Source organism: Methyloversatilis sp. NSM2 (assembly GCF_038066675.1).
Taxonomy (GTDB): Bacteria; Pseudomonadota; Gammaproteobacteria; order Burkholderiales; family Rhodocyclaceae; genus Methyloversatilis; species Methyloversatilis discipulorum_A.
This window is the reverse complement of record NZ_JBBUKV010000001.1, coordinates 1,312,508-1,331,333: the sequence shown is the minus strand read 5'-3', so window position 1 is coordinate 1,331,333 and position 18,826 is coordinate 1,312,508. Positions and strand designations below refer to the sequence as shown.

At 68.3% G+C, this 18,826-nt stretch carries 18 protein-coding genes; 9 read left to right on the top strand and 9 right to left on the bottom strand.

Annotated features, from left to right (window positions below):
- Positions 1 to 17 precede the first annotated feature (17 nt).
- From WJU27_RS06045 to WJU27_RS06015, 7 genes are all read left to right on the top strand, one after another.
- A complete protein-coding gene (locus WJU27_RS06045) occupies positions 18 to 2,498 on the top strand; it encodes an ABC transporter permease (protein WP_341421441.1) in 2,481 nt (826 codons plus the stop codon).
- 94 nt (positions 2,499 to 2,592) lie between these two features.
- On the top strand, positions 2,593 to 5,559 hold the full coding sequence (locus WJU27_RS06040) for a monovalent cation/H+ antiporter subunit A (RefSeq protein WP_341421440.1): 2,967 nt from the start codon (positions 2,593 to 2,595) through the stop codon (positions 5,557 to 5,559).
- A complete protein-coding gene (locus WJU27_RS06035) occupies positions 5,559 to 5,903 on the top strand; it encodes a Na+/H+ antiporter subunit C (RefSeq protein ID WP_020164490.1) in 345 nt (114 codons plus the stop codon). The genes WJU27_RS06040 and WJU27_RS06035 overlap by 1 nt, the downstream gene beginning before the upstream one ends.
- Positions 5,900 to 7,612 (top strand): monovalent cation/H+ antiporter subunit D, encoded by a 1,713-nt coding sequence (locus WJU27_RS06030; RefSeq protein WP_341421439.1) that lies wholly within the window; start codon positions 5,900 to 5,902, stop codon positions 7,610 to 7,612. The genes WJU27_RS06035 and WJU27_RS06030 overlap by 4 nt, the downstream gene beginning before the upstream one ends.
- On the top strand, positions 7,609 to 8,103 hold the full coding sequence (locus tag WJU27_RS06025) for a Na+/H+ antiporter subunit E (protein ID WP_341421438.1): 495 nt from the start codon (positions 7,609 to 7,611) through the stop codon (positions 8,101 to 8,103). The genes WJU27_RS06030 and WJU27_RS06025 overlap by 4 nt, the downstream gene beginning before the upstream one ends.
- Positions 8,100 to 8,378: a K+/H+ antiporter subunit F gene (locus WJU27_RS06020; protein WP_020164493.1), complete on the top strand. Its 279-nt coding sequence runs from the start codon at positions 8,100 to 8,102 to the stop codon at positions 8,376 to 8,378. The genes WJU27_RS06025 and WJU27_RS06020 overlap by 4 nt, the downstream gene beginning before the upstream one ends.
- A 28-nt stretch (positions 8,379 to 8,406) precedes the next feature.
- Positions 8,407 to 8,799 carry a Na+/H+ antiporter subunit G gene (locus WJU27_RS06015; protein WP_341421437.1) on the top strand — a complete coding sequence of 131 codons (393 nt, stop codon included), beginning with the start codon at positions 8,407 to 8,409 and terminating at the stop codon, positions 8,797 to 8,799.
- 18 nt (positions 8,800 to 8,817) lie between these two features.
- On the opposite strand, the gene WJU27_RS06010 is transcribed toward WJU27_RS06015, so the two are convergent.
- The 5 genes from WJU27_RS06010 to WJU27_RS05990 are packed head-to-tail and all read right to left on the bottom strand — an operon-like array spanning position 8,818 to position 11,963.
- Complete coding sequence (locus WJU27_RS06010; RefSeq protein WP_341421436.1) at positions 8,818 to 9,207, bottom strand: hypothetical protein; 390 nt, start codon at positions 9,205 to 9,207, stop codon at positions 8,818 to 8,820.
- 1 nt (position 9,208) lies between these two features.
- Positions 9,209 to 9,517, bottom strand: a complete 309-nt coding sequence (locus tag WJU27_RS06005) for a heavy-metal-associated domain-containing protein (RefSeq protein ID WP_341421435.1) — start codon at positions 9,515 to 9,517, stop codon at positions 9,209 to 9,211.
- Positions 9,518 to 9,557: 40 nt separating this feature from the next.
- On the bottom strand, positions 9,558 to 10,256 hold the full coding sequence (locus tag WJU27_RS06000) for a hypothetical protein (protein ID WP_020164497.1): 699 nt from the start codon (positions 10,254 to 10,256) through the stop codon (positions 9,558 to 9,560).
- Between the two features lie 41 nt (positions 10,257 to 10,297).
- The gene (locus WJU27_RS05995; RefSeq protein WP_341421434.1) at positions 10,298 to 10,630 is read right to left on the bottom strand and encodes a hypothetical protein; all 333 of its coding nucleotides are present in this window, start codon (positions 10,628 to 10,630) and stop codon (positions 10,298 to 10,300) included.
- A 49-nt stretch (positions 10,631 to 10,679) separates the two neighbouring features.
- Positions 10,680 to 11,963, bottom strand: a complete 1,284-nt coding sequence (locus tag WJU27_RS05990) for a sensor domain-containing phosphodiesterase (RefSeq protein ID WP_296811216.1) — start codon at positions 11,961 to 11,963, stop codon at positions 10,680 to 10,682.
- Between the two features lie 229 nt (positions 11,964 to 12,192).
- Between WJU27_RS05990 and WJU27_RS05985 the strand changes: the two genes are divergently transcribed.
- Positions 12,193 to 13,497 carry a DNA recombination protein RmuC gene (locus WJU27_RS05985; RefSeq protein ID WP_445928428.1) on the top strand — a complete coding sequence of 435 codons (1,305 nt, stop codon included), beginning with the start codon at positions 12,193 to 12,195 and terminating at the stop codon, positions 13,495 to 13,497.
- Positions 13,497 to 14,441 carry an AEC family transporter gene (locus tag WJU27_RS05980; protein ID WP_341421432.1) on the top strand — a complete coding sequence of 315 codons (945 nt, stop codon included), beginning with the start codon at positions 13,497 to 13,499 and terminating at the stop codon, positions 14,439 to 14,441. The genes WJU27_RS05985 and WJU27_RS05980 overlap by 1 nt, the downstream gene beginning before the upstream one ends.
- A 344-nt stretch (positions 14,442 to 14,785) precedes the next feature.
- Here WJU27_RS05980 and WJU27_RS05975 read toward each other — a convergent pair whose 3' ends face one another.
- From WJU27_RS05975 to cysT, 4 genes are all read right to left on the bottom strand, one after another.
- Positions 14,786 to 15,718, bottom strand: coding sequence for a CysB family HTH-type transcriptional regulator (locus WJU27_RS05975; RefSeq protein ID WP_020164502.1), 933 nt, complete (start codon positions 15,716 to 15,718; stop codon positions 14,786 to 14,788).
- Between the two features lie 39 nt (positions 15,719 to 15,757).
- On the bottom strand, positions 15,758 to 16,822 hold the full coding sequence (locus WJU27_RS05970) for a sulfate/molybdate ABC transporter ATP-binding protein (protein WP_296811225.1): 1,065 nt from the start codon (positions 16,820 to 16,822) through the stop codon (positions 15,758 to 15,760).
- 231 nt (positions 16,823 to 17,053) lie between these two features.
- On the bottom strand, positions 17,054 to 17,929 hold the full coding sequence (cysW, locus tag WJU27_RS05965; RefSeq protein ID WP_020164504.1) for a sulfate ABC transporter permease subunit CysW: 876 nt from the start codon (positions 17,927 to 17,929) through the stop codon (positions 17,054 to 17,056).
- Positions 17,929 to 18,762 carry a sulfate ABC transporter permease subunit CysT gene (cysT, locus tag WJU27_RS05960; protein ID WP_020164505.1) on the bottom strand — a complete coding sequence of 278 codons (834 nt, stop codon included), beginning with the start codon at positions 18,760 to 18,762 and terminating at the stop codon, positions 17,929 to 17,931. The genes cysW and cysT overlap by 1 nt, the downstream gene beginning before the upstream one ends.
- Positions 18,763 to 18,826: the final 64 nt, after the last annotated feature.

Here is an 18,826-nt window from a genome sequence, read left to right as displayed (position 1 = left end):
AGAAAGAGAATGAAGCGATGACCTCCGATCTGATTCTGGCCGCGCGCATGGCGCTGCGCGACTTCCGCGCCGGCGAACTGCGCGTGCTTGGCCTGGCGCTGCTGCTGGCCGTGGCGGCACTGACTTCGGTGTCCTTTTTCACCGACCGGGTGTCGCGCTCGGTGGTCAGCGAGGCAAACCAGCTGCTCGGTGGCGACCTGCGCGTGGCCGGCGACAACCCGCTGCCCGATGCCTACATCGATGAAGCGCAGTCGCGCGGTCTGCGTGCGATCCGTAGCTGGAGCTTCACCAGCATGGCGTCGGCCGCGGACGGCGCGCAGCTGGTCGGCGTCAAGGCGGTGTCCGACGGTTACCCGCTGCGCGGCAAGCTGCGCATCGCGCCAGAACTGAATGCGCCGGACGCCGACACGCGGGCGATACCCGAGCCCGGCACGGTGTGGCTGGACGAGCGCGCAACCAGCGCGCTGCGCGTGCGCAGCGGCGACACCCTCAGCGTTGGCCAGCTCAAGCTGCGCGTGGCTGCAGTGCTCACCTTCGAATCGGATCGCGGTGCGAGCTTCTTCGCCATCGTGCCGCGGTTGATGCTGAACGCGGCCGACCTGCCGGCCAGCGGGCTGATACAGGAAGGCAGCCGCATCAGCTACCGGTTGCACGTGGCCGGCGAGGATGCCGCGGTGCGCGCCTACGCCGCCTGGCTGAAGCCGCAGCTGGCGCGCGGCCAGCGCGTCGAGAATGTCGAGGAGGCGCAGCCCGAGGTGCGCGGCGCGCTCGACCGGGCGCAGAAATTCCTGCGCCTGGCGGCCATGCTGGCCGTCGTGTTCGCCGCAGTGGCGGTCGGCCTTGCGGCGCGCCGCTACATGCAGCGCCATCTCGACGGCTGCGCCGTGATGCGCTGCCTTGGCGCCACGCAGGCGCGGCTGACGCGGCTGTTCCTGATCGAATTCGTGCTGGTCGGCCTGCTCGCCTGCGCGCTCGGCTGCGTGGTCGGCTATGCCACGCAGTTCGGCGTCGAGGCGCTGCTGGCCGGTCTGTTCGCGACCACGCTGCCGCAGCCGGGACCGACGCCGGTGCTGTACGGCTTTGCCGTCGGCATGACCTTGATGCTGGGTTTCGTGTGGCCGCAGCTGCTGCGCCTGCGCAGGGTGTCGACGCTGCGCGTGTTGCGGCGCGAATGGGACGATGCCGACGTCGTGTCCTGGGGCGCCTACGGTTTCGGCCTGGCCTGCCTGTCGGCGCTGATCGTGCTGATGGCCGGCGACCTCACGCTGGGCGCCGTCGTGGTCGGTGGCTTCGCGGCCGCCTGCGGCATTTACGCCGCGGTCGCCTGGGGCGCGCTGGCGCTGGTGGCGCGGCTGCGCGGCGGCACTGCCGGCGGCTGGCGCTACGGTCTGGCCAGCCTGACCCGCCGGCGCGTCGCCTCGACGGTGCAGATCGCCGCGCTCGGTCTCGGCCTCACCGCGGTGCTGCTGCTGGTCATCGTGCGCGGCGATCTGCTAGATGCCTGGCGCAACCGGCTGCCGGTCGACGCACCGAACCGCTTCGTGCTGAACATCCAGCCCGACCAGCTCGACGCGGTGCGCGCTCAGTTCGCCGATGCCAAACTCGCGCCGCCGCAGCTGCTGCCGATGTCGCGCGCCCGCCTGGTGGCGCTGAACGGCCGTGCGGTGTCGCCGGACGACTATGACGACGCACGCGCCAAGCGGCTGGTCGAGCGCGAATTCAACCTGTCCTGGGACGACCACGTGCAGGTTGGCAACCGCATCGTTGCCGGCAACTGGGACGCCGCGAAGCCCGCCTTCTCGGTCGAGGCCGGACTGGCGCGCACATTGGGCATCGCGCCTGGTGACCGTTTGCGCTTCGATATCGCCGGCCGCCAGGTCGAGGCGGTGGTCGGCAGCCTGCGCGAGCTGGAGTGGGATTCGATGAACGTCAATTTCTTCGTCGTCGCGACCCCCGGCGTGCTGGAGGACTTCCCGGCCAGCTACATCACCTCCTTCCATCTGCCGGCAACGGCAGCCGGCTTCACCAACGAACTGGTGGCGCGCTTTCCCAATCTGACCGCGGTCGATGTCGATGCCGTGGTGCGCCAGTTCCGCGCGCTGATGGACCAGCTGTCGGCGGCAGTCAGCGTGGTGTTCGGTTTCGCGCTGCTGGCTGGCGTGGTCGTGCTGCTGGCAGCCATCGAGTCCACGCACGACGAGCGGCGTTTCGAGCTGGCGGTGCTGCGCACCCTCGGCGCACGCGACCGGCAATTGCGTGCCTCGTTGGCCGCGGAATTTGCGATACTCGGGGCGCTCGCTGGCGTGCTCGCCGCATTCGGCGCTCTCGTGCTGACCATGCTGCTGGCCCGCCAGGCCTTTCAGCTCCCGTATCTGCCCTCCGCCGGGCTGCCGCTGGCCGGCGTCGCATTCAGCGTGCTGGCCGTGCTTGCCGCCGGCATGCTGGGTCTGCGCGGAGCGCTGAAGGCACCCGCGCTGACCAGCCTGCGCGCGCTCTGATTTTTCCGCACGGCCGATGTGACGCGGCGCTGCCGCCGCGCACTCGTCCTGTTCGTCTGTCCGTTCCAAACGAGAACAAGAAGATGGTCATCCGATGCAACTGCCGCTGATCACCCTCGTCGCACTGCCTTTCGCCGGCAGCCTGATTGCAGCACTGCTGCCGACCAATGCGCGTAACGCCGAATCGACGCTGGCCGGCCTGATCGCGCTGCTCTGCACGGTGCAGGCGGCGCTGCTGTTTCCGGAGATCGCGGCCGGGCAGGTGATCCGTCAGGAAATTTCCTGGCTGCCGTCGCTCGGCCTGAACTTCGTGCTGCGCATGGACGGCTTCGCCTGGATGTTCTCGATGCTGGTGCTGGGCATCGGTGCACTGGTCGTGCTGTACGCGCGCTACTACATGTCGCCGGCCGACCCGGTGCCGCGCTTCTTCGCCTTCCTGCTCGCCTTCATGGGTGCGATGAGCGGCGTCGTGCTGTCCGGCAACCTGTTCCAGATGGTGCTGTTCTGGGAACTGACCAGCCTGTTCTCCTTCCTGCTGATCGGTTACTGGCACCACCGCAAGGACGCGCGGCGCGGCGCGCGCATGGCGCTGACCGTGACCGGCGCGGGCGGCCTCTGCCTGCTGGCCGGTGTGGTACTGCTCGGTCACATCGCCGGCAGCTACGACCTCGACGTGGTGCTGGCGGCCGGCGACACGGTGCGCGCGCATCCGCTGTACCGGCCGATGCTGGTGCTGGTGCTGCTCGGCGCCTTCACCAAGAGCGCGCAGTTCCCGTTCCAGTTCTGGCTGCCGAATGCGATGGCCGCACCGACACCGGTGTCGGCCTACCTACATTCGGCCACCATGGTGAAGGCCGGCGTGTTCCTGCTGGCGCGGCTGTGGCCGGTGCTGGCCGGCACCGACGAATGGTTCTGGCTGGTCACCGGCGCCGGTCTGGCGACGCTGCTGGTCGGCGGTTTCGCCGCCATCTTCCAGAACGATCTGAAGGGCCTGCTGGCCTATTCGACCATTTCGCACCTCGGCCTGATCACCACGCTGCTCGGGCTGAACAGTCCGCTGGCCGCGGTGGCGGCGGTGTTCCACATCATTAACCACGCCACCTTCAAGGCTTCGCTGTTCATGGCGGTGGGCGTGATCGACCATGAAACCGGCACGCGCGACATCCGCCGCCTGAGCGGTCTGGCGCGCTACATGCCGATCACCGCGACGCTGGCGACGGTGGCGGCGGCGGCGATGGCTGGCGTGCCGCTGCTCAATGGCTTCATTTCGAAGGAAATGTTCTTCAGCGAAGCGGTGTTCCTGGCCGCCTCGCCCGGCATCGACCGCGCACTGCCGGTGGTGGCCGTGGTTGCCGGCATGTTCAGCGTCGCCTATTCGCTGCGCTTCACGGTCGAGGTGTTCCTGGGCCGTGACAAGTGCGGCGCGCTGCCGCGCCAGCCGCACGAGCCGCCGCGCTGGATGCGGGCGCCGATCTCGGTGCTGGTGCTTGCCTGTCTGGTGGTCGGCACGCTGCCGCAGTGGTCCATCCAGCGCATCCTCGAAACTGCGGCGCAGCCGGTAGTCGGCACGCTGCCGGCTTTCGACCTGGCGGTGTGGCACGGCTTCAACCTGCCGCTGTGGATGAGCCTGCTGTCGCTGGTCGGTGGCATCGCGCTGTTCTTCGCGCTGCGCAGCCCGATGCGCCGCGGCCATATCGCGAAGGCGCCGCTGATCGGCCGGATCAACGGCAAGCGCGTGTTCCGCTCTCTGCTGGCCCGGCTCACGCTGGCCGGCCGCCACACCCGGCGGCTGTTCGGTACGCGCCGCCTGCAGATGCAGCTGATGCTGCTGGTGCTGGTGACGCTGGTGGCTGCCGCCGTGCCGCTGCGCAAGCTCGGCAGCGAGGCGCTGCTGGCCGGTGGTGACCGCGCCATGCTGGAGTTCTCGCCGATGTTCGCGCTGATGTGGCTGGTTGGCGCGGGCGCGGCGATCGGCGCCGTGTGGCAGGCGAAGTACCACCGGCTGACCGCGCTGGCGCTGATGAGCGTGTCCGGGCTCGTCACCGTCATCACCTTCGCCTGGTTCTCGGCGCCCGATCTCGCGCTGACCCAGCTGTCGGTCGAGGCGGTCACCACCGTGCTCATCATGCTCGGGCTGCGCTGGCTGCCGAAGCGGCTGGAAGACGTCGGGCGCAATCAGTCGCTGCTCGTCCGCGCGCGGGCACGCGTACGGCGTGCGCGCGATCTTGCGATCGCGCTCGCTGCGGGCGCCGGACTGGCGCTGCTTTCGTGGGCCATGATGACGCGCAGCTTTCCGCAGAGCATTTCGCCCTTCTTTCTCGAACGGGCGCTGCCCGAAGGCGGCGGCAGCAATGTGGTGAACGTGATGCTGGTCGATTTCCGCGGTTTCGACACGCTGGGCGAAATCACCGTGCTCGGCGTGGTGGCGCTGACCGTGTATGCGCTGCTGCGCCGCTTCCGTCCGGCGCCTGAAAGTGCGGAACTGCCGGCGCAGCAGCGGGCGCTGCCGGCCGACCTGGCGACCGATCTGGTGGACGCCCAGACGGCCGAGGACACCGCCCGCGGCTACCTGATGGTGCCGGCGGTGCTGGTGCGGCTGGTGCTGCCGCTGGCGGCGGTGATCGCGGTCTACCTGTTCATGCGCGGCCACAACGAACCGGGCGGCGGTTTCGTCGCCGGGCTGGTGCTGTCGACCGCCTTCATCGTGCAGTACATCGTGTCCGGTACGCAGTGGGTCGAAGCGCACATGGACCTGCGGCCGCAGCGCTGGATCGCCTTCGGCCTGCTGACGGCGACGGCCACCGGCCTCGGTTCCTTCGCGCTGGGCTATCCCTTCCTGACCACCCACACCGCCCACCTCAGCCTGCCGCTGATCGGCGACATCCACGTCGCCAGCGCGCTGTTCTACGACATCGGCGTGTTCCTGCTGGTGGTCGGGGCGACGCTGCTGATACTGACCGCGCTGGGCCACCAGTCGGTGCGTGGACGCCGTGTCCGGGACAGCGATGACGACGGTGACGGCGATCGCGGCGGCGACCAACAAAGAGAAGGAGCGCACTGATGGAAATCGTCCTCGCCTGCGCGATCGGCGTACTGACCGCCTGCGGCGTGTGGCTGCTGCTGCGACCGCGTACCTATCAGGTCATCATGGGGCTGTCGCTGCTCGGCTACGGCGTGAACCTGTTCATCTTCAGCATGGGCCGGCTGGCGCTGGACAGCGAGCCGGTGCTGGCAGCCGGCGTGCCGACCGACCTTGCGCACTACACGGACCCGATGCCGCAGGCGCTGGTGCTGACCGCCATCGTGATCGGCTTCGCGATGACCGCGCTCTTCCTGGTCGTGCTGCTGGCGCAGCGGGGCTTCTTCGGCAATGACCATGTCGATGGCCGGGAGGACGCCGAATGAGGGCATTTGCGCAGGCACTGATGCCGCACCTCACCATAGTGCCCATCCTGCTGCCGCTGCTGACCGCCTGCCTGCTGCTGTTGCTGGACGGCCGGCGCCACCGCATCCGCGGCATGATCGGTCTGGCGGCCGCGCTGGCCAATCTGGCGGTGGCGGTGCTGCTGCTGTTCTGGGTCGGCAGCGGCGAGTCCGCCGCCTATGGCGTCTACCTGCCGTCGAACTGGGATGTGCCCTTCGGCATCGTGCTGGTCGCCGACCGACTGTCGGTGCTGCTGCTGGTCACCGCCGCCGTCGTCGCGCTGATGGCGCTACTGTTCGCGGTCGCACGCTGGCACAAGGCGGGGGCGCATTTCCATCCGCTGTTCCAGATCCAGATCATGGGTCTGAACGGCGCCTTCCTGACCGGCGACCTGTTCAATCTGTTCGTGTTCTTCGAGGTGATGCTGGCGGCGTCCTACGGTCTGCTGCTGCACGGCTCCGGCCCGTCGCGCGTGCGCACCGGCCTGCACTACGTGGCGATCAACCTGCTGGCGTCCTCGCTCTTCCTGATCGGCGCCGCGCTGATCTACGGCGTTACCGGCACGCTGAACATGGCCGACATCGCGGCCCGCATCCCGCAGGTGGCGGCCGGCGACCGCGCGCTGCTGCATGCCGCCTTCGCCGTGCTCGGCGTCGCCTTCCTGGCCAAGGCCGCGATGTGGCCGCTGAACTTCTGGCTGGTGCCGGCCTACGCCGCCGCCAGCGCACCGGCGGCGGCGGTGTTCGCGCTGCTGACCAAGGTCGGTGTCTATGTGCTGCTGCGCTTCAGCACGCTGATGTTCTCGGACCAGGCGGGCGCTTCCGCCGGCTTCGGCAGCGACTGGCTGCTGTGGGGCGGCACGGCGACGCTGGCCGCCGGAGCCTTCGGCATGTTCTCGACGCAGCGGCCGGGCCGGCTGGCCGGCTTCGCCGTCATCGTGTCCTCGGGCACGCTGCTGGCGGTGCTCGGTCTGGCCCGCCCGGAACTGACCGCCGGCGCGCTGTACTACCTGCCCAGTTCGACGCTGGGCGTGGCCGCCTTCTTCCTGCTGGCCGAGCTGATGGAGCGCTCGCGCAGTGCCGACGTCGCCGGCGCGCGCGCGCCGGAGGACGAGGAGGATCACCTGCCGTTCCCGCTGGCCGAACTGGAACTGGACAAGGACGTCAATCTGGACGAGGACGAGGAAATGCTGATCGGTCACGCCATTCCGGCCGCCACCGCGCTGCTCGGCCTGGCCTTCATCTGCTGCACGCTGCTGGTCGCCGGGCTGCCGCCGTTGTCCGGCTTCATCGGCAAGTTCGTGCTGCTGTCGGCCCTGGTGCCGGGTCTGAGTGCCGACACCGCCGATATCGATGCGCTGCTGGGCTGGGCGCTGCCGGTGCTGATCGTGCTGTCCGGTCTGTGTGCGCTGGTCGCGCTGTCGCGTGTCGGCATCCGCTTCTTCTGGACGCCGGTCGATCGCGAGGCACCGCTGCTGCGGGTGGTCGAATTCGTGCCGATCGCGGTACTGGTCGGTGTGTGCGTGTTCATTTCAGTGCGTGCCGAGCCGGTCATGCGCTACGCGGCGGCGACCGCCGAGGCGCTGTACAGCCCGGCCGGCTATATCGACGCGGTGCTGTCGGCGCGGCCGCGACCGACACCGACCAATGCCGAACGCCTCCGCCTGCAAGGGCAGGAGTCCGCGCCATGATGCGCCGCCTGTTTCCCGCTCCGCTGCTGTCGCTGGCGCTGCTCGCGCTGTGGCTGCTGCTGAACAACGCGTCGCAGGGCCTCGGTCAGTGGCTGCTCGGTGCCTTCCTCGGTGTGCTGGTGCCGCTGCTGACGCAGTCGCTGCGGCCGACGCCGGTACGCTTCCGCCGGCCGTTGGTGGCGCTGTGGCTGTTCATGCAGGTCGGTTACGACGTGATCGTCTGGAACTGGCGCGTGCTGCGCGGCACGCTGGCTGCGGGCAAGCGCATGCCGCGCGGCGGTTTCGTCGTGGTGCCACTGGACATGCGCGATCCGAACGGGCTGGCGGTGCTGGCGGCCATCATGTGCGTGATCCCCGGCACCATCTGGTCGGAGCTGGCGCTGGACCGCAGCGCGCTGCTCGTCCACATGTTCGACATGGACGACGTCGAGGCCGAGATCGCACTGATCAAGCGCCGTTACGAACGCCCGCTGATGGAGATATTCGAATGAGTCCGCTGCTGTTTTCCGCCATCGTGTTCGCGATGGGCTGCTACATCACGGCGATGGCGCTGGCGCTGCTGCGCCTGGTCCGCGGCCCCTCCGCACAGGACCGCGTGCTGGCGATGGACCTGATCTGCACCATTGCGATGCTGATTCTGATGGTGCTGGCAATACGCTATCGCAGCGCGATGTACTTCGAGGCGGCGCTGCTCATCTCCATCTTCGGCTTCGTCAGTTCGGCCGCCATGGCGAAATTCCTGCTGCGCGGCGAGGTGATCGAATGAGCGCGCGTGTCATGTCGGGGGCGCTGCGATGATTCCACCGCTGCCCCTGTGGGTCGAAATTCCGGTGGCGCTGCTGCTGGCGCTGAGCGGCGTGTTCACGCTGGTGGCGGCGATCGGCGTGGTGCGCTTCCGCAGCTTCTTCCAGCGCATGCATCCGCCGGCGCTGGCCTTCAGCTTTTCCGCCTGGTGCGTGACGCTGGCCAGCATCCTGTACTTCTCGGTGCAGGATGGCGGGCTGTCGCTGCACGCCTGGCTCATCATCATCTTCCTGTCGCTGACGGTGCCGGTGACCACCATCCTGCTGTCGCGCACGGAGCTGTTCCGCCGGCGCAACAGCGGCGACCCCGACATGCCGCCGCCACTCAGCGCCTGCGTGGCGCCTTCGACGGACGCCGACGCCTCTTCGCCCAGGCCGCACTGAGCTGCATCCGCTGCCAGGTCAGAGCAGCAGCGGCGCGACGAAGGCGAAGAAGCCGCCGATCAGGAAAAGCAGGACCGACACGGCATACACCGCCACCGATGTCCGCCGGGCACGGGCGCAGGCGCGCGCTGCGGCCGGGTCGGCCGGGCAGGGCAGCGAGCGGGCGCGCCACTGCGCAGCACCCGCCAGTGCCAGCAGGGCGGCGGCGGCGCCGAACACCGCACCCTTGTGCTCGGACAGCCAGATAAGCTGCGGCAGCCGGCTGGTCAGCGTGACCAGCGTGGCGCCGGCGCCGAGTGCGACCAGCAGCGCGGGCAGCGCACAGCACACCAGCGTCGAACCGCTCGCCAGCAGCGACAGGCCGCTGGCGCCGAGCGACGCGCGCAGGCCGCGTTCGGGTGCGTCCATGTCAGCGTCCCTTGAGCGCGGCACGCAGGCTGTCCAGCGTGTCGGGCACGCGTTCGATCTTCTTCACCTGGTAACCGGCGTCGGTGATCTGCGTGCGCAGCGTGTCGTCGGCGATGTCCTGACCGTCCTTCAGGCTCAGCGCGACGATCTTGTGTTCGAGGCTGACCAGCACGTCGGCGGTGGCCGCGTTGCTGCGCAGCTTTTTCTCGATCGCCGAGCCGCAGAAGGCGCATACCAGACCCTCGACCTGCATCTTGATCGTACTGGCGGCCAGCACCGGCATCGCGGTCAGCGAAAGAGCGATGGTCATGATGTAAAACTTCATTTTATTCATTGCATTACCTTTCAATTCAAAACAGAAACATGAGGTTCACGAAAGCGTCGCCACGGTGCTCGCGATTGACGCTGACGCCGACATCGACCCACCAGCGGCGCTGGAACAGGCGCAGCAGCGGCGTGATCTGGGTGGCGTCGGTCAGGCCGCTGCGGCGCTCTGCCTGCAGGCCGATCCAGGTGGCGATGTCCTCGTAGTCGGCGGCGTACGGCGCCCACAGCCCCTGCGCCGTCGTGACCACCTGAGTGTGTCCGGCCGCGTGATAGGCGTGGGTGGACAGCCGGGCGTAGATGCGCCGCGTTTCGTGGTCGGCCCAGAAGCCGCCGTGCACGCCGCTGTGGGTGCCGGCGAATTCGCTGCCGCGGGCGGCCAGCGGTCCACCATATATATATGCGTTGGTGATGCCGTCGCTGCCGTAGGCGCGATGCACCAGCCAGTTCGCCTGCAGGGTGGTGTAGCGGCGTTCGGTCAGTCCGTCGTCCGACACGTAGCGCGACTGCCCGGCGGCGACCGACAGGTTTGCGCGCAGGCCGTGCGCCACTTCGGCCATCTGGCTGTCGGGCGAGGCGGTGAACATGAACATGGTGATGTCGCGCGGAATGAAGAAGCCGGCGACGGCCTGGGTCGACAGCGCGGCCAGCGGCAGCGCCGCGAGCCAGCCGCGTGGCGCGGCACAGCGCCTGCCGCGCGCGGGCGGCAGCTTGAAACGGAACATGACGGACTCCTGAACGATTCGGGGGCGGAACAGTGCGACGTTCAGGACGGTCTGGGTGGTTTCTCCAGCGGCGCGGGGATGTGCGAACGCTCGACGGCGTCGTGCTGCAGCGCCAGGACCGCCGAGCCGGCGGGTGCGGCTGACGGCGGGGACTGCGTGATGGCGATCGCCTGTGCGGCTGCGCACAGTGCCGCTTGTGCGCCCTGGTCCTCGCAGCTGCCGCAGTCGTGGCCGGGCATGTCGATCTCCATCATCGCTCCGGCCAGCGCGCAGTGCGTGCTGCAATGAAGCGCGTAGGCGTGCAGCGGCAGCGCGCACAGCATCAGCAGTGCGATCAGGCGGCGCAACGGGAGGTGACGGGCGACGTGCATCATGCAATCGTGACAGTGATCCGTCACGCAGACAAGGACGCCACCGTCGAGTTCAGACCACCTGCGGCCAGTGCAGGTCACCGCACAGCACGCGCAACTGGTCGTCCCAGCCGCGGTAGGCGATGGACACCGTCACGCACAGCAGGCCGGACGAGATGGACAGATAGGGGCGCGTCACCTGCACCTTGCCGACGTGCTCGATGGCGCGACGGAAGTAGGGGCGGCGCGACCAGCGCGCGTGGCGGTTGATCGACAGCGAGCGGTACTGGCTGTCGGCGGCGCCGAAAGGCTGTGAGGTGCGCACATTGCGGCCGACCTGACGGCCGTCCGCGTCGAGCAGGAAGCAGCAGTCGGCGCGCTCCAGCTGCAGGAAGCCACGGCAGGCCTCCTCGATCGGGATGCCTTCTTCCAGCAGCACGGCGCAGCCGCCCATGGCGTGGATGTAAGGCGCGATCAGTTCACGGTAGCGCGCGGCACCGCTGCCGCGTGTCGTGTTGAAGCGTTCCCACAGGTCGTTCAGCACCGGGCTCACTTCGCGCGTGTCGACCGGGCGCGCCGCCGGCATCGCGAAGTAGAAGCCCTGGACGAAGTCGATGTCGGCGTCGAGCGCGGCCAGCGCCTGCGCCTCGGTTTCGACGCCTTCGAGCAGCACCAGCGAGCCGGCTTCGTGGATCAGACTGACGATCTGCGGCAGCAGGCGGCGCGCCGACGGATCCTCGACCGACTTGACGGCGAAGGAGCGGTCGAGCTTGACGATTTCCGGCTGCATGGTCCAGATGCGGTCGAAGTTCGAATGGCCGGCGCCGAAGTCGTCGAGTGCGATCATGCAGCCGAGGCCGCGCAGGTACTCGACCGTGCGGGCGAAACCGGCGTGTTCGGACACCGCCTGTTCCATCACTTCGATGACGATGCGGCGAGGATCGATGTCCGGGTGTTCCGACAGTTCGGGCAGGAAGTCGCTGAGGTCGCTGTCCGGACCGCTGCGGAACACTTCCGGGTGGATGTTCAGGAAGAGCCAGCCGTCATGCGTGTCCTGCGCGGCGTGGTTGTTCACGTGCAGGTAGCGGCACAGCTGGTCGAGGTAGCGCAGGTCGTCGTAACGCGTGGCGCCGGCGATGACGCGGGCCGGCGCGACCGGGTTCGCTTCCGCGTCGGCGGCGCGCAGCAGACCTTCGTGACCGATGGCGCGACAGTGCGAAACGCTGAAGATGGGCTGGAAGTGGCTGGTCAGCGTCAGGCCCTTGTAGCGGGCCAGCACGCCATTTGCGCTGTGGACGATGTCGGCGCCGGGTGCTTGCTCGGCTTCCGCGACGACGGATAACGATGCGTGGGCCATGAGGGCGCTCGGAAATGGATGATTGAGCTCTTTATCGGCAGTGCACCATCGACTCTTGAACCCAAGATGCACGCGCGGGATTTCTTCCCTTGTGACAGCCCGCTGTGGCCCGCCGGCTATACTTCGCAGCCGCCCGGCCTTCCCGGTGCGGGGCGTCCCTCAACCTTCGGCCAACCCACCTCGCGTGTCTGAATTTTCCCCGCTGCTCGTCCTGATCGGTCTGCTCCAGATGCTGCTGCTCGGCGCAGTCGTCTGGCTCGTACTACGCGTGCGCGTGCTGGGCGGCGGGCTGGACGCCGCGACGCAGGAGGGCCAGCGGCAGACGCTGGCCGCGCTGCACGAGGGCCTGCAGCGGCAGACCGAGCGCACCGTGGGCATGCAGGCCGACGCCGACGAGCGGCTGCGCCGCGCCATTTCGCTCGAACTGGGTGCGGCGCGCGACGCGGTCGGTGCGCTGCAGCGCGCCCAGCAGGTCGGGCTGGCCGAACTGTCGGCGGCGCTGAACAGCCGCCAGGAAACCCTGCGCACCGAACTGGTGGCGCAGACCGCAGCCACGCTGGCCGAACAGACGCGGGTGCAGCAGGAGGCGCTGCAGAACGGCCTGCAGAACGCCTCGGTGCAGCTCACGGCGTCGATCGAATCGCTGACCCGCACCGTGAACGAACGGCTCGAACTGCTCAGCGGCCGCGTGCATGAACGACTGGAAGAGGGCTTCCGCAAGACCAACGAAACCTTCGCCAGCGTGATGGCGCGGCTGGCCACCATCGACGAGGCGCAGAAGAAGATCGAGGGGCTGTCGACCAGCGTGGTGAGCCTGAAGGAACTGCTGGGCGACAAGAAGGCGCGCGGCGCCTTCGGTGAGGTGCAGCTGGAGGCGCTGGTGCGCAACGCGCTGCCGCCAGACGCTTTCGAATTCCAGGCCACGCTGTCGAATGGCGCCCGGGTCGACTGCCTGCTGCGGCTGCCGGAGCCGACCGGCCGGGTGGCGGTCGATTCCAAGTTCCCGCTGGAAAACTATCACCGCATGTTCGCCGCCGACGCGGCCGAAGCCGACCGCAGGCAGGCGCAGGCGGCCTTCCGTGCCGACGTGCGCAAGCACGTCGACGACATCGCGGCCAAGTACATCATCGCCGACGAGACCTCGGACGGCGCGGTCATGTTCCTGCCGGCCGAGGCGGTGTTTGCCGAACTGCACGCCCACCACGCCGAGGTGATCGCCTACGCGCAGGCCAAGCGGGTGTGGATCGTGTCGCCGACCACGCTGATGGCGGTGCTGAACACCGCGCGCGCCGTGCTCAAGGACGTCGAGACGCGCAAGCAGATCCACCTGATCCGCGACGCGCTGGGTCGGCTGGCCAAGGACTTCACGCTGTTCGACAAACGCATGGAAAAGCTCGCCACCCACATCCGCCAGGCCCACGACGACGTGCAGGAAGTCGCCATTTCCAGCCGCAAGATCAGCGGCCAGTTCGTACGCATCGAGCGCGCCGAGGCCGACGCACTGAAAACGCTCGACGCGCCGGAGGCGGACTGATGGACGCGGCTCTCCAGCAGATCCTGCTCGCCGCGCCGCTGTTCGTTCTGGTGTTCGTCGGCTACGGCATCGTTCATTGGGGCGGCTGGCCGAAAGCGGCGGCCGACGCGCTGGCGAAGTTCGTGTTCACCATCGCGCTGCCCGCCATGCTGTTCCGGTTGATGAGCGGCTTCGCCAGCCTGCCGCCGGTGGACGTTCGGCTGCTGGCCGCCTTCTTCGGCGGCTGCCTCGTCGTGTTCCTGCTCGGCCGCCTGGTGTCGGCGAAACTGTTCCGGCTCGACGGCGTGTCGCAGTCGGTGTTCGCGCTGGGCGGCGTGTTCTCGAACAACGTGCTGCTCGGCCTGCCGCTCACCCGCATCCTGCTCGGTGAAGAGGCCATGCCGGCGGCCGCGCTGGTGGTGGTGTTCAACGCGCTGACGCTATGGACGCTGGTCACTGTGTCGGTCGAGTGGGCGAAGACCGGTGCACTGACGCTGGCGGGTTTCGGCAAGACCGCACGCGGCGTGCTGACCAATCCGCTGGTCGCGTCGATCCTGGCAGGCACCGTGTTCAGTCTGACCGGTTTCCAGCTGCCGTCGCTGATCGACCAGCCGCTGAAGCTACTGGGCGACGCCGCGCTGCCGATGTCGCTGATCGCGCTCGGCATGGGGCTGGCGGAGTTCGGCGTACGCGAAGGCTGGCAGCAGAGCGTCAGCATCAGCGTGCTGAAGCTGCTCGCCCACCCGCTGGTGGTGTGGGGGCTGGCGGTGCTGCTCGGTCTGCCGCCGGTGGAGACGCAGGCGGTGGTACTGCTCGCCTCGCTGTCGGTCGGCGCCAACGTCTATCTGATGTCGCGCCAGTTCCACGTCATGCAGGGGCCGGTGGCCAGCAGCCTGCTGATGTCCACCGCGCTCGCCGCGCTGACCACGCCGCTGATGCTGGCGCTGGTTGCGGCGACTGTGTGAAGCCTTCCTTCGGCTGGCGAGGTGGCGCGCACGCAGGCGCGGGCTTCTGACTCAGAAAGCGCCCGTTCCAGCCCGGCGGACCGCAGCCGCCGCATCGCGACCGGAGGGCGCTCCCACATGGATCGCGCTCCGTGCGCCGTCGGAGCCTGGTTTGGTGGGAGCGAGCTTGCTCGCGATTGCAGCCTGAATCGAAGCCGGCGGTCTGCAACGGCCGCGTCGCGGCCAAGGCCGCTCCCACGGGGGCATGTGCGAGACCCGCGACCGAAGCCCGGGCGGGGTTCTGTGGGAGGGGTCTTGACCCCAACGGCGCGCTGCATCGAAGCCCGCGGACCGCAGTGCCGACCTCAGTCTTCGGCGCTCGGTTTCAGCGCGGCCTTCACCGTCACCTCGTTCAGCGACGGTTCGCACAGTTCGATGAAGCGGTAGGCGTAGCTGCGCAGGTAGTGCTTGCGGCGCAGCGCGATCAGCGTGGTGTTTGCCTCGAACAGGTGTTCGCTGTCGAGCAGGCGCAGGCCGCTGTCGCGGACCGGGTCGAAGGCGACCGAGGCGATGATGCCGGCGCCCAGGCCCAGTTCGACATAGGTCTTGATCACGTCGGCATCGAGTGCGGACATGACGATGTCCGGCAGCAGACCGGCGCGGGCGAAGGTGGCGTCGATGCGCGCGCGGCCGGTGAAGCCTTCGTGATAGGTCACCACCGGGTGTTCGGCCAGCGCTTCGAGCGTCAGCGGTTTCACCGCTTCCAGCGGGTGCCCGGCCGGCACGATGGCCGCGTGATGCCAGGAATGGAAGGGGAAGGTCACCAGTTCCGGCGCCGCCGACAGCGTTTCGGTCGCGATGCCGATGTCCGCTTCGCCGTCGTTCAGCAGATCGACGATTTCGGTCGGGCTGGCCTGCAGCAGCACCAGGTGCACCTTGGGGAAGAGGCGCTTGAACTCGGTCACCACGCGCGGCAGTGCGTAGCGCGCCTGGGTGTGCGTGGTGGCGATGCGCAGCTGACCCTCGTCGCGACGGGCGAACTGTTCGGCCAGCCGCTTGATGTTGCCGGCATCGAGCAGCATGCGCTCGACGATCTCGACCAGTTCGCTGCCTGGCTCGGTCAGGCCGAGCAGACGCTTGCCCTTGCGGACGAAGAGCTCGACGCCCAGTTCGTCCTCCAGGTCCTTGATGTGCTTGCTCACGCCGGACTGCGACGTGAACAGCGCGTTGGCGACTTCGGTCAGGTTGAACTGGCGCCTGACGGTTTCGCGAATGATGCGGAGCTGCTGGAAATTCATGTCTTTTCTTTCGGTTTCACGGCCTGCGGTCGGGCGCGTTCAGCGTGCGAACACGCGTAGCCGCGACGGCTGCAGGCGTACGGTCTGGCCTTCAGCCAGCGCCAGTGCGGCGACGCGCTCGCGCGTCAGTTCCACTTCGAAATGCTGGCCGCTGGCGCCATTCAGTCCGTCCAGCTCGACCCGGGCGGTGACGCCGAAGGACAGCACGCGACTGATCCGCGCCGGCACGCCGTCGGTCGCGGCGGCGTCGGTCAGGATGTCCAGCTCGTGCGGCCGGGCGAAGGCGATCACCTTGTCGCCGTGCGCGAAGCCGTCGGCGACGTGCGGCAGCCGCTCGTCGCCGACGCGCAGCGCGTCACCCTCCACGTGGCCGTGGAAGGGGTTCACCGCGCCGAGGAAGCCATAGACGAAAGGCGTGGCCGGATGGCGGTATACCTCTTCCGGCGTGCCGATCTGCTCCACCTTGCCATGGTCCATCAGCACCACGCGGTCGGCCACTTCGAGCGCCTCCTCCTGGTCGTGGGTGACGAAGATGGAGGTGATGTGCAGTTCGTCGTGCAGCCGGCGCAGCCAGCGGCGCAGTTCCTTGCGCACCTTGGCGTCGAGCGCGCCGAAGGGCTCGTCCAGCAGCAGCACGCGCGGCTCGACCGCGAGCGCGCGGGCCAGCGCGATGCGCTGGCGCTGACCGCCCGACAGCTGGGCCGGGAAGCGGTCGGCCAGCCAGTCCAGCTGCACCAGCTTCAGCAGGTCGTGCACCTTGGTACGGATGACCTTTTCCGACGGCCGCTGGCTGCGCGGCTTCATGCGCAGGCCGAAAGCCACGTTGTCGAACACGCTCATGTGGCGGAACAGCGCGTAGTGCTGGAACACGAAGCCGACGTGGCGTTCGCGCACATGGGTGTCGGAGGCGTCCTCGCCGTCGAGCAGCACGCGGCCGCTGTCCGCCGACTCGAGCCCGGCGATGATGCGCAGCAGCGTGGTCTTGCCGCAGCCGGACGGGCCCAGCAGCGCGACCAGCTCGCCGGTCGGGAAGTCGAGTGACACGTCGCCCAGCGCGACGAAGTCGCCGAAGGCCTTGTGGATGTTCTGGACCTGGATGCTCATTCTTCTTCCTTCAAGAGGGGCTCGTGATTCGGGTTCGATGCGCGCGCGTGGTGGCTGGAGCGTTCCGGACAAGGCGGATCGACGCAGCCCGACTGGCTGTCAGGCAAGGAGATTCAACGCAGGCCGGGACGCTCCAGCTGCCACGCCCGAAGGGTTGCGCGCGCGCACGCACGTCGTTGCGTCGGGATCGACAGCTGGCGGCGCGCGTGCAACGCGCCCATCGAACCCGTGTCACGAGTCCCTCCTTGCCTGGTGTTCGATCCAGGTCTTGACGCCCAGGGTCACCAGCGCCAGCAGGGCGAGCAGCGACGCGACGGCGAAGGCGGCTGCGAACTGGTATTCGTTGTAGAGAATTTCGACATGCAGCGGCATCGTGTTGGTCAGGCCCCTGATGTGGCCGGACACCACCGACACGGCGCCGAACTCGCCCATCGCCCGCGCATTGGTCAGGATGACGCCGTACAGCAGGCCCCACTTGATGTTGGGCAGGGTGACGTGCCAGAAGGTCTGCCAGCCGTTGGCACCCAGCACCACCGCGGCTTCCTCCTCTTCCTTGCCCTGCGCCTGCATCAGCGGAATCAGCTCGCGGGCGATGAAGGGGAAGGTGACAAAGACGGTGGCCAGCACGATGCCCGGCACGGCGAAGATGATCTTCAGGTCATGTTCCTGCAGCCAGGGTCCGAACCAGCCCTGCGCGCCGAACACCAGCACGTAGATCAGGCCGGCGACCACCGGTGACACCGAGAAGGGCAGGTCGATCAGCGTGATCAGGAAGTGCTTGCCGCGGAAGTTGAACTTGGTGATCGCCCACGCGGCCGACACGCCGAAGGTCAGATTCAGCGGCACCGCGATCACCGCGGCGATCAGCGTGAGCTTGATCGCCGACAGCGCGTCCGGCTCGACCAGCGCGGCCAGATAGGTGTCCCAACCCTTGCGCAGCGCCTCGACGAACACCGCGATCAGCGGCATCAGCAGGAAGAGGACGAAGAAGGTGAGCGAGACGGCGATGATCGTCCATTTGACCCAGGCCGGCTCGCGCGTGGCGGCCCGGCCTTCGAAGCGCGCCGCGACGTCGCCGGCGGCGTGCAGTGTGGTGGCGGCGGCCATCAGCGGTTCCTCCCGGTGGCTTTCTCGGTCCAGGCCTGCAGGCCGTTGATGGCCAGCAGCAGCACGAATGAGAACAGCAGCATCACGACCGCGATTGCGGTGGCGCCGGCGTAGTCGTACTGCTCCAGCTTGGTGATGATCATCAGCGGGGTGATTTCCGACACCATCGGAATGTTGCCGGCGATGAAGATGACCGAGCCGTATTCGCCGACCGCCCGCGCGAAGGCCAGCGCAAAGCCGGTCAGCAGAGCCGGCAGCAGTATCGGCAGCGTCACGTAGCGGAAGGTCTGCCAGCGGCGCGCGCCCAGGCTGGCGGCGGCTTCTTCCAGTTCAGTGTCGAGGTCTTCCAGGATGGGCTGCACGGTGCGCACGACGAAGGGCAGACCGATGAACACCAGTGCCACCAGCACGCCCAGCGGGGTGAACGCGACCTTGATGCCGAGCGGCTCCAGCGCCGACCCGAGCCAGCCGTTCGGCGCGTACAGCGCGGTCAGCGCGATGCCGGCCACGGCGGTCGGCAGCGCGAAGGGCAGGTCGATCAGCGCATCGACCAGCTTCTTGCCCGGGAAGGAGTAGCGCACCAGCGCCCAGGCCAGCGCCAGCCCGAATACCGCATTGATGGCGGCGGCCAGCAGCGAGGCGCCAAAGGACAGCCGGTACGAGGCGAGCACGCGCGGCGTCGTCACCACGTCCCAGAACTGTGCCAGACCGAGGCTGGCCGTCTTGATGAACACCGCCGACAGCGGGATCAGCACGATGATGGACAGGTAGAACAGCGTGTAACCCAGCGTCAGATTGAAACCGGGCAGCACCTGGAAGGAACGCCGGCTCATGCGAGTCGCTCCTGCAGTGACTGACGTGAAGGTGGTGACATGGATCGCCCCGGAAGAATGTTGT

Excerpts from the sequence above, each read along its gene's own strand:
- WJU27_RS06045 (WP_341421441.1), top strand. The coding sequence starts at position 18 with ATGACCTCCGATCTGATTCTGGCCGCGCGCATGGCGCTGCGCGACTTC.
- WJU27_RS06040 (WP_341421440.1), top strand. The coding sequence starts at position 2,593 with ATGCAACTGCCGCTGATCACCCTCGTCGCACTGCCTTTCGCCGGCAGC.
- WJU27_RS06035 (WP_020164490.1), top strand. The coding sequence starts at position 5,559 with ATGGAAATCGTCCTCGCCTGCGCGATCGGCGTACTGACCGCCTGCGGC.
- WJU27_RS06030 (WP_341421439.1), top strand. The coding sequence starts at position 5,900 with ATGAGGGCATTTGCGCAGGCACTGATGCCGCACCTCACCATAGTGCCC.
- WJU27_RS06025 (WP_341421438.1), top strand. The coding sequence starts at position 7,609 with ATGATGCGCCGCCTGTTTCCCGCTCCGCTGCTGTCGCTGGCGCTGCTC.
- WJU27_RS06020 (WP_020164493.1), top strand. The coding sequence starts at position 8,100 with ATGAGTCCGCTGCTGTTTTCCGCCATCGTGTTCGCGATGGGCTGCTAC.
- WJU27_RS06015 (WP_341421437.1), top strand. The coding sequence starts at position 8,407 with ATGATTCCACCGCTGCCCCTGTGGGTCGAAATTCCGGTGGCGCTGCTG.
- WJU27_RS06010 (WP_341421436.1), bottom strand. The coding sequence starts at position 9,207 with ATGGACGCACCCGAACGCGGCCTGCGCGCGTCGCTCGGCGCCAGCGGC.
- WJU27_RS06005 (WP_341421435.1), bottom strand. The coding sequence starts at position 9,517 with ATGACCATCGCTCTTTCGCTGACCGCGATGCCGGTGCTGGCCGCCAGT.
- WJU27_RS06000 (WP_020164497.1), bottom strand. The coding sequence starts at position 10,256 with ATGTTCCGTTTCAAGCTGCCGCCCGCGCGCGGCAGGCGCTGTGCCGCG.
- WJU27_RS05995 (WP_341421434.1), bottom strand. The coding sequence starts at position 10,630 with ATGATGCACGTCGCCCGTCACCTCCCGTTGCGCCGCCTGATCGCACTG.
- WJU27_RS05990 (WP_296811216.1), bottom strand. The coding sequence starts at position 11,963 with ATGGCCCACGCATCGTTATCCGTCGTCGCGGAAGCCGAGCAAGCACCC.
- WJU27_RS05985 (WP_445928428.1), top strand. The coding sequence starts at position 12,193 with ATGCTGCTGCTCGGCGCAGTCGTCTGGCTCGTACTACGCGTGCGCGTG.
- WJU27_RS05980 (WP_341421432.1), top strand. The coding sequence starts at position 13,497 with ATGGACGCGGCTCTCCAGCAGATCCTGCTCGCCGCGCCGCTGTTCGTT.
- WJU27_RS05975 (WP_020164502.1), bottom strand. The coding sequence starts at position 15,718 with ATGAATTTCCAGCAGCTCCGCATCATTCGCGAAACCGTCAGGCGCCAG.
- WJU27_RS05970 (WP_296811225.1), bottom strand. The coding sequence starts at position 16,822 with ATGAGCATCCAGGTCCAGAACATCCACAAGGCCTTCGGCGACTTCGTC.
- cysW (WP_020164504.1), bottom strand. The coding sequence starts at position 17,929 with ATGGCCGCCGCCACCACACTGCACGCCGCCGGCGACGTCGCGGCGCGC.
- cysT (WP_020164505.1), bottom strand. The coding sequence starts at position 18,762 with ATGAGCCGGCGTTCCTTCCAGGTGCTGCCCGGTTTCAATCTGACGCTG.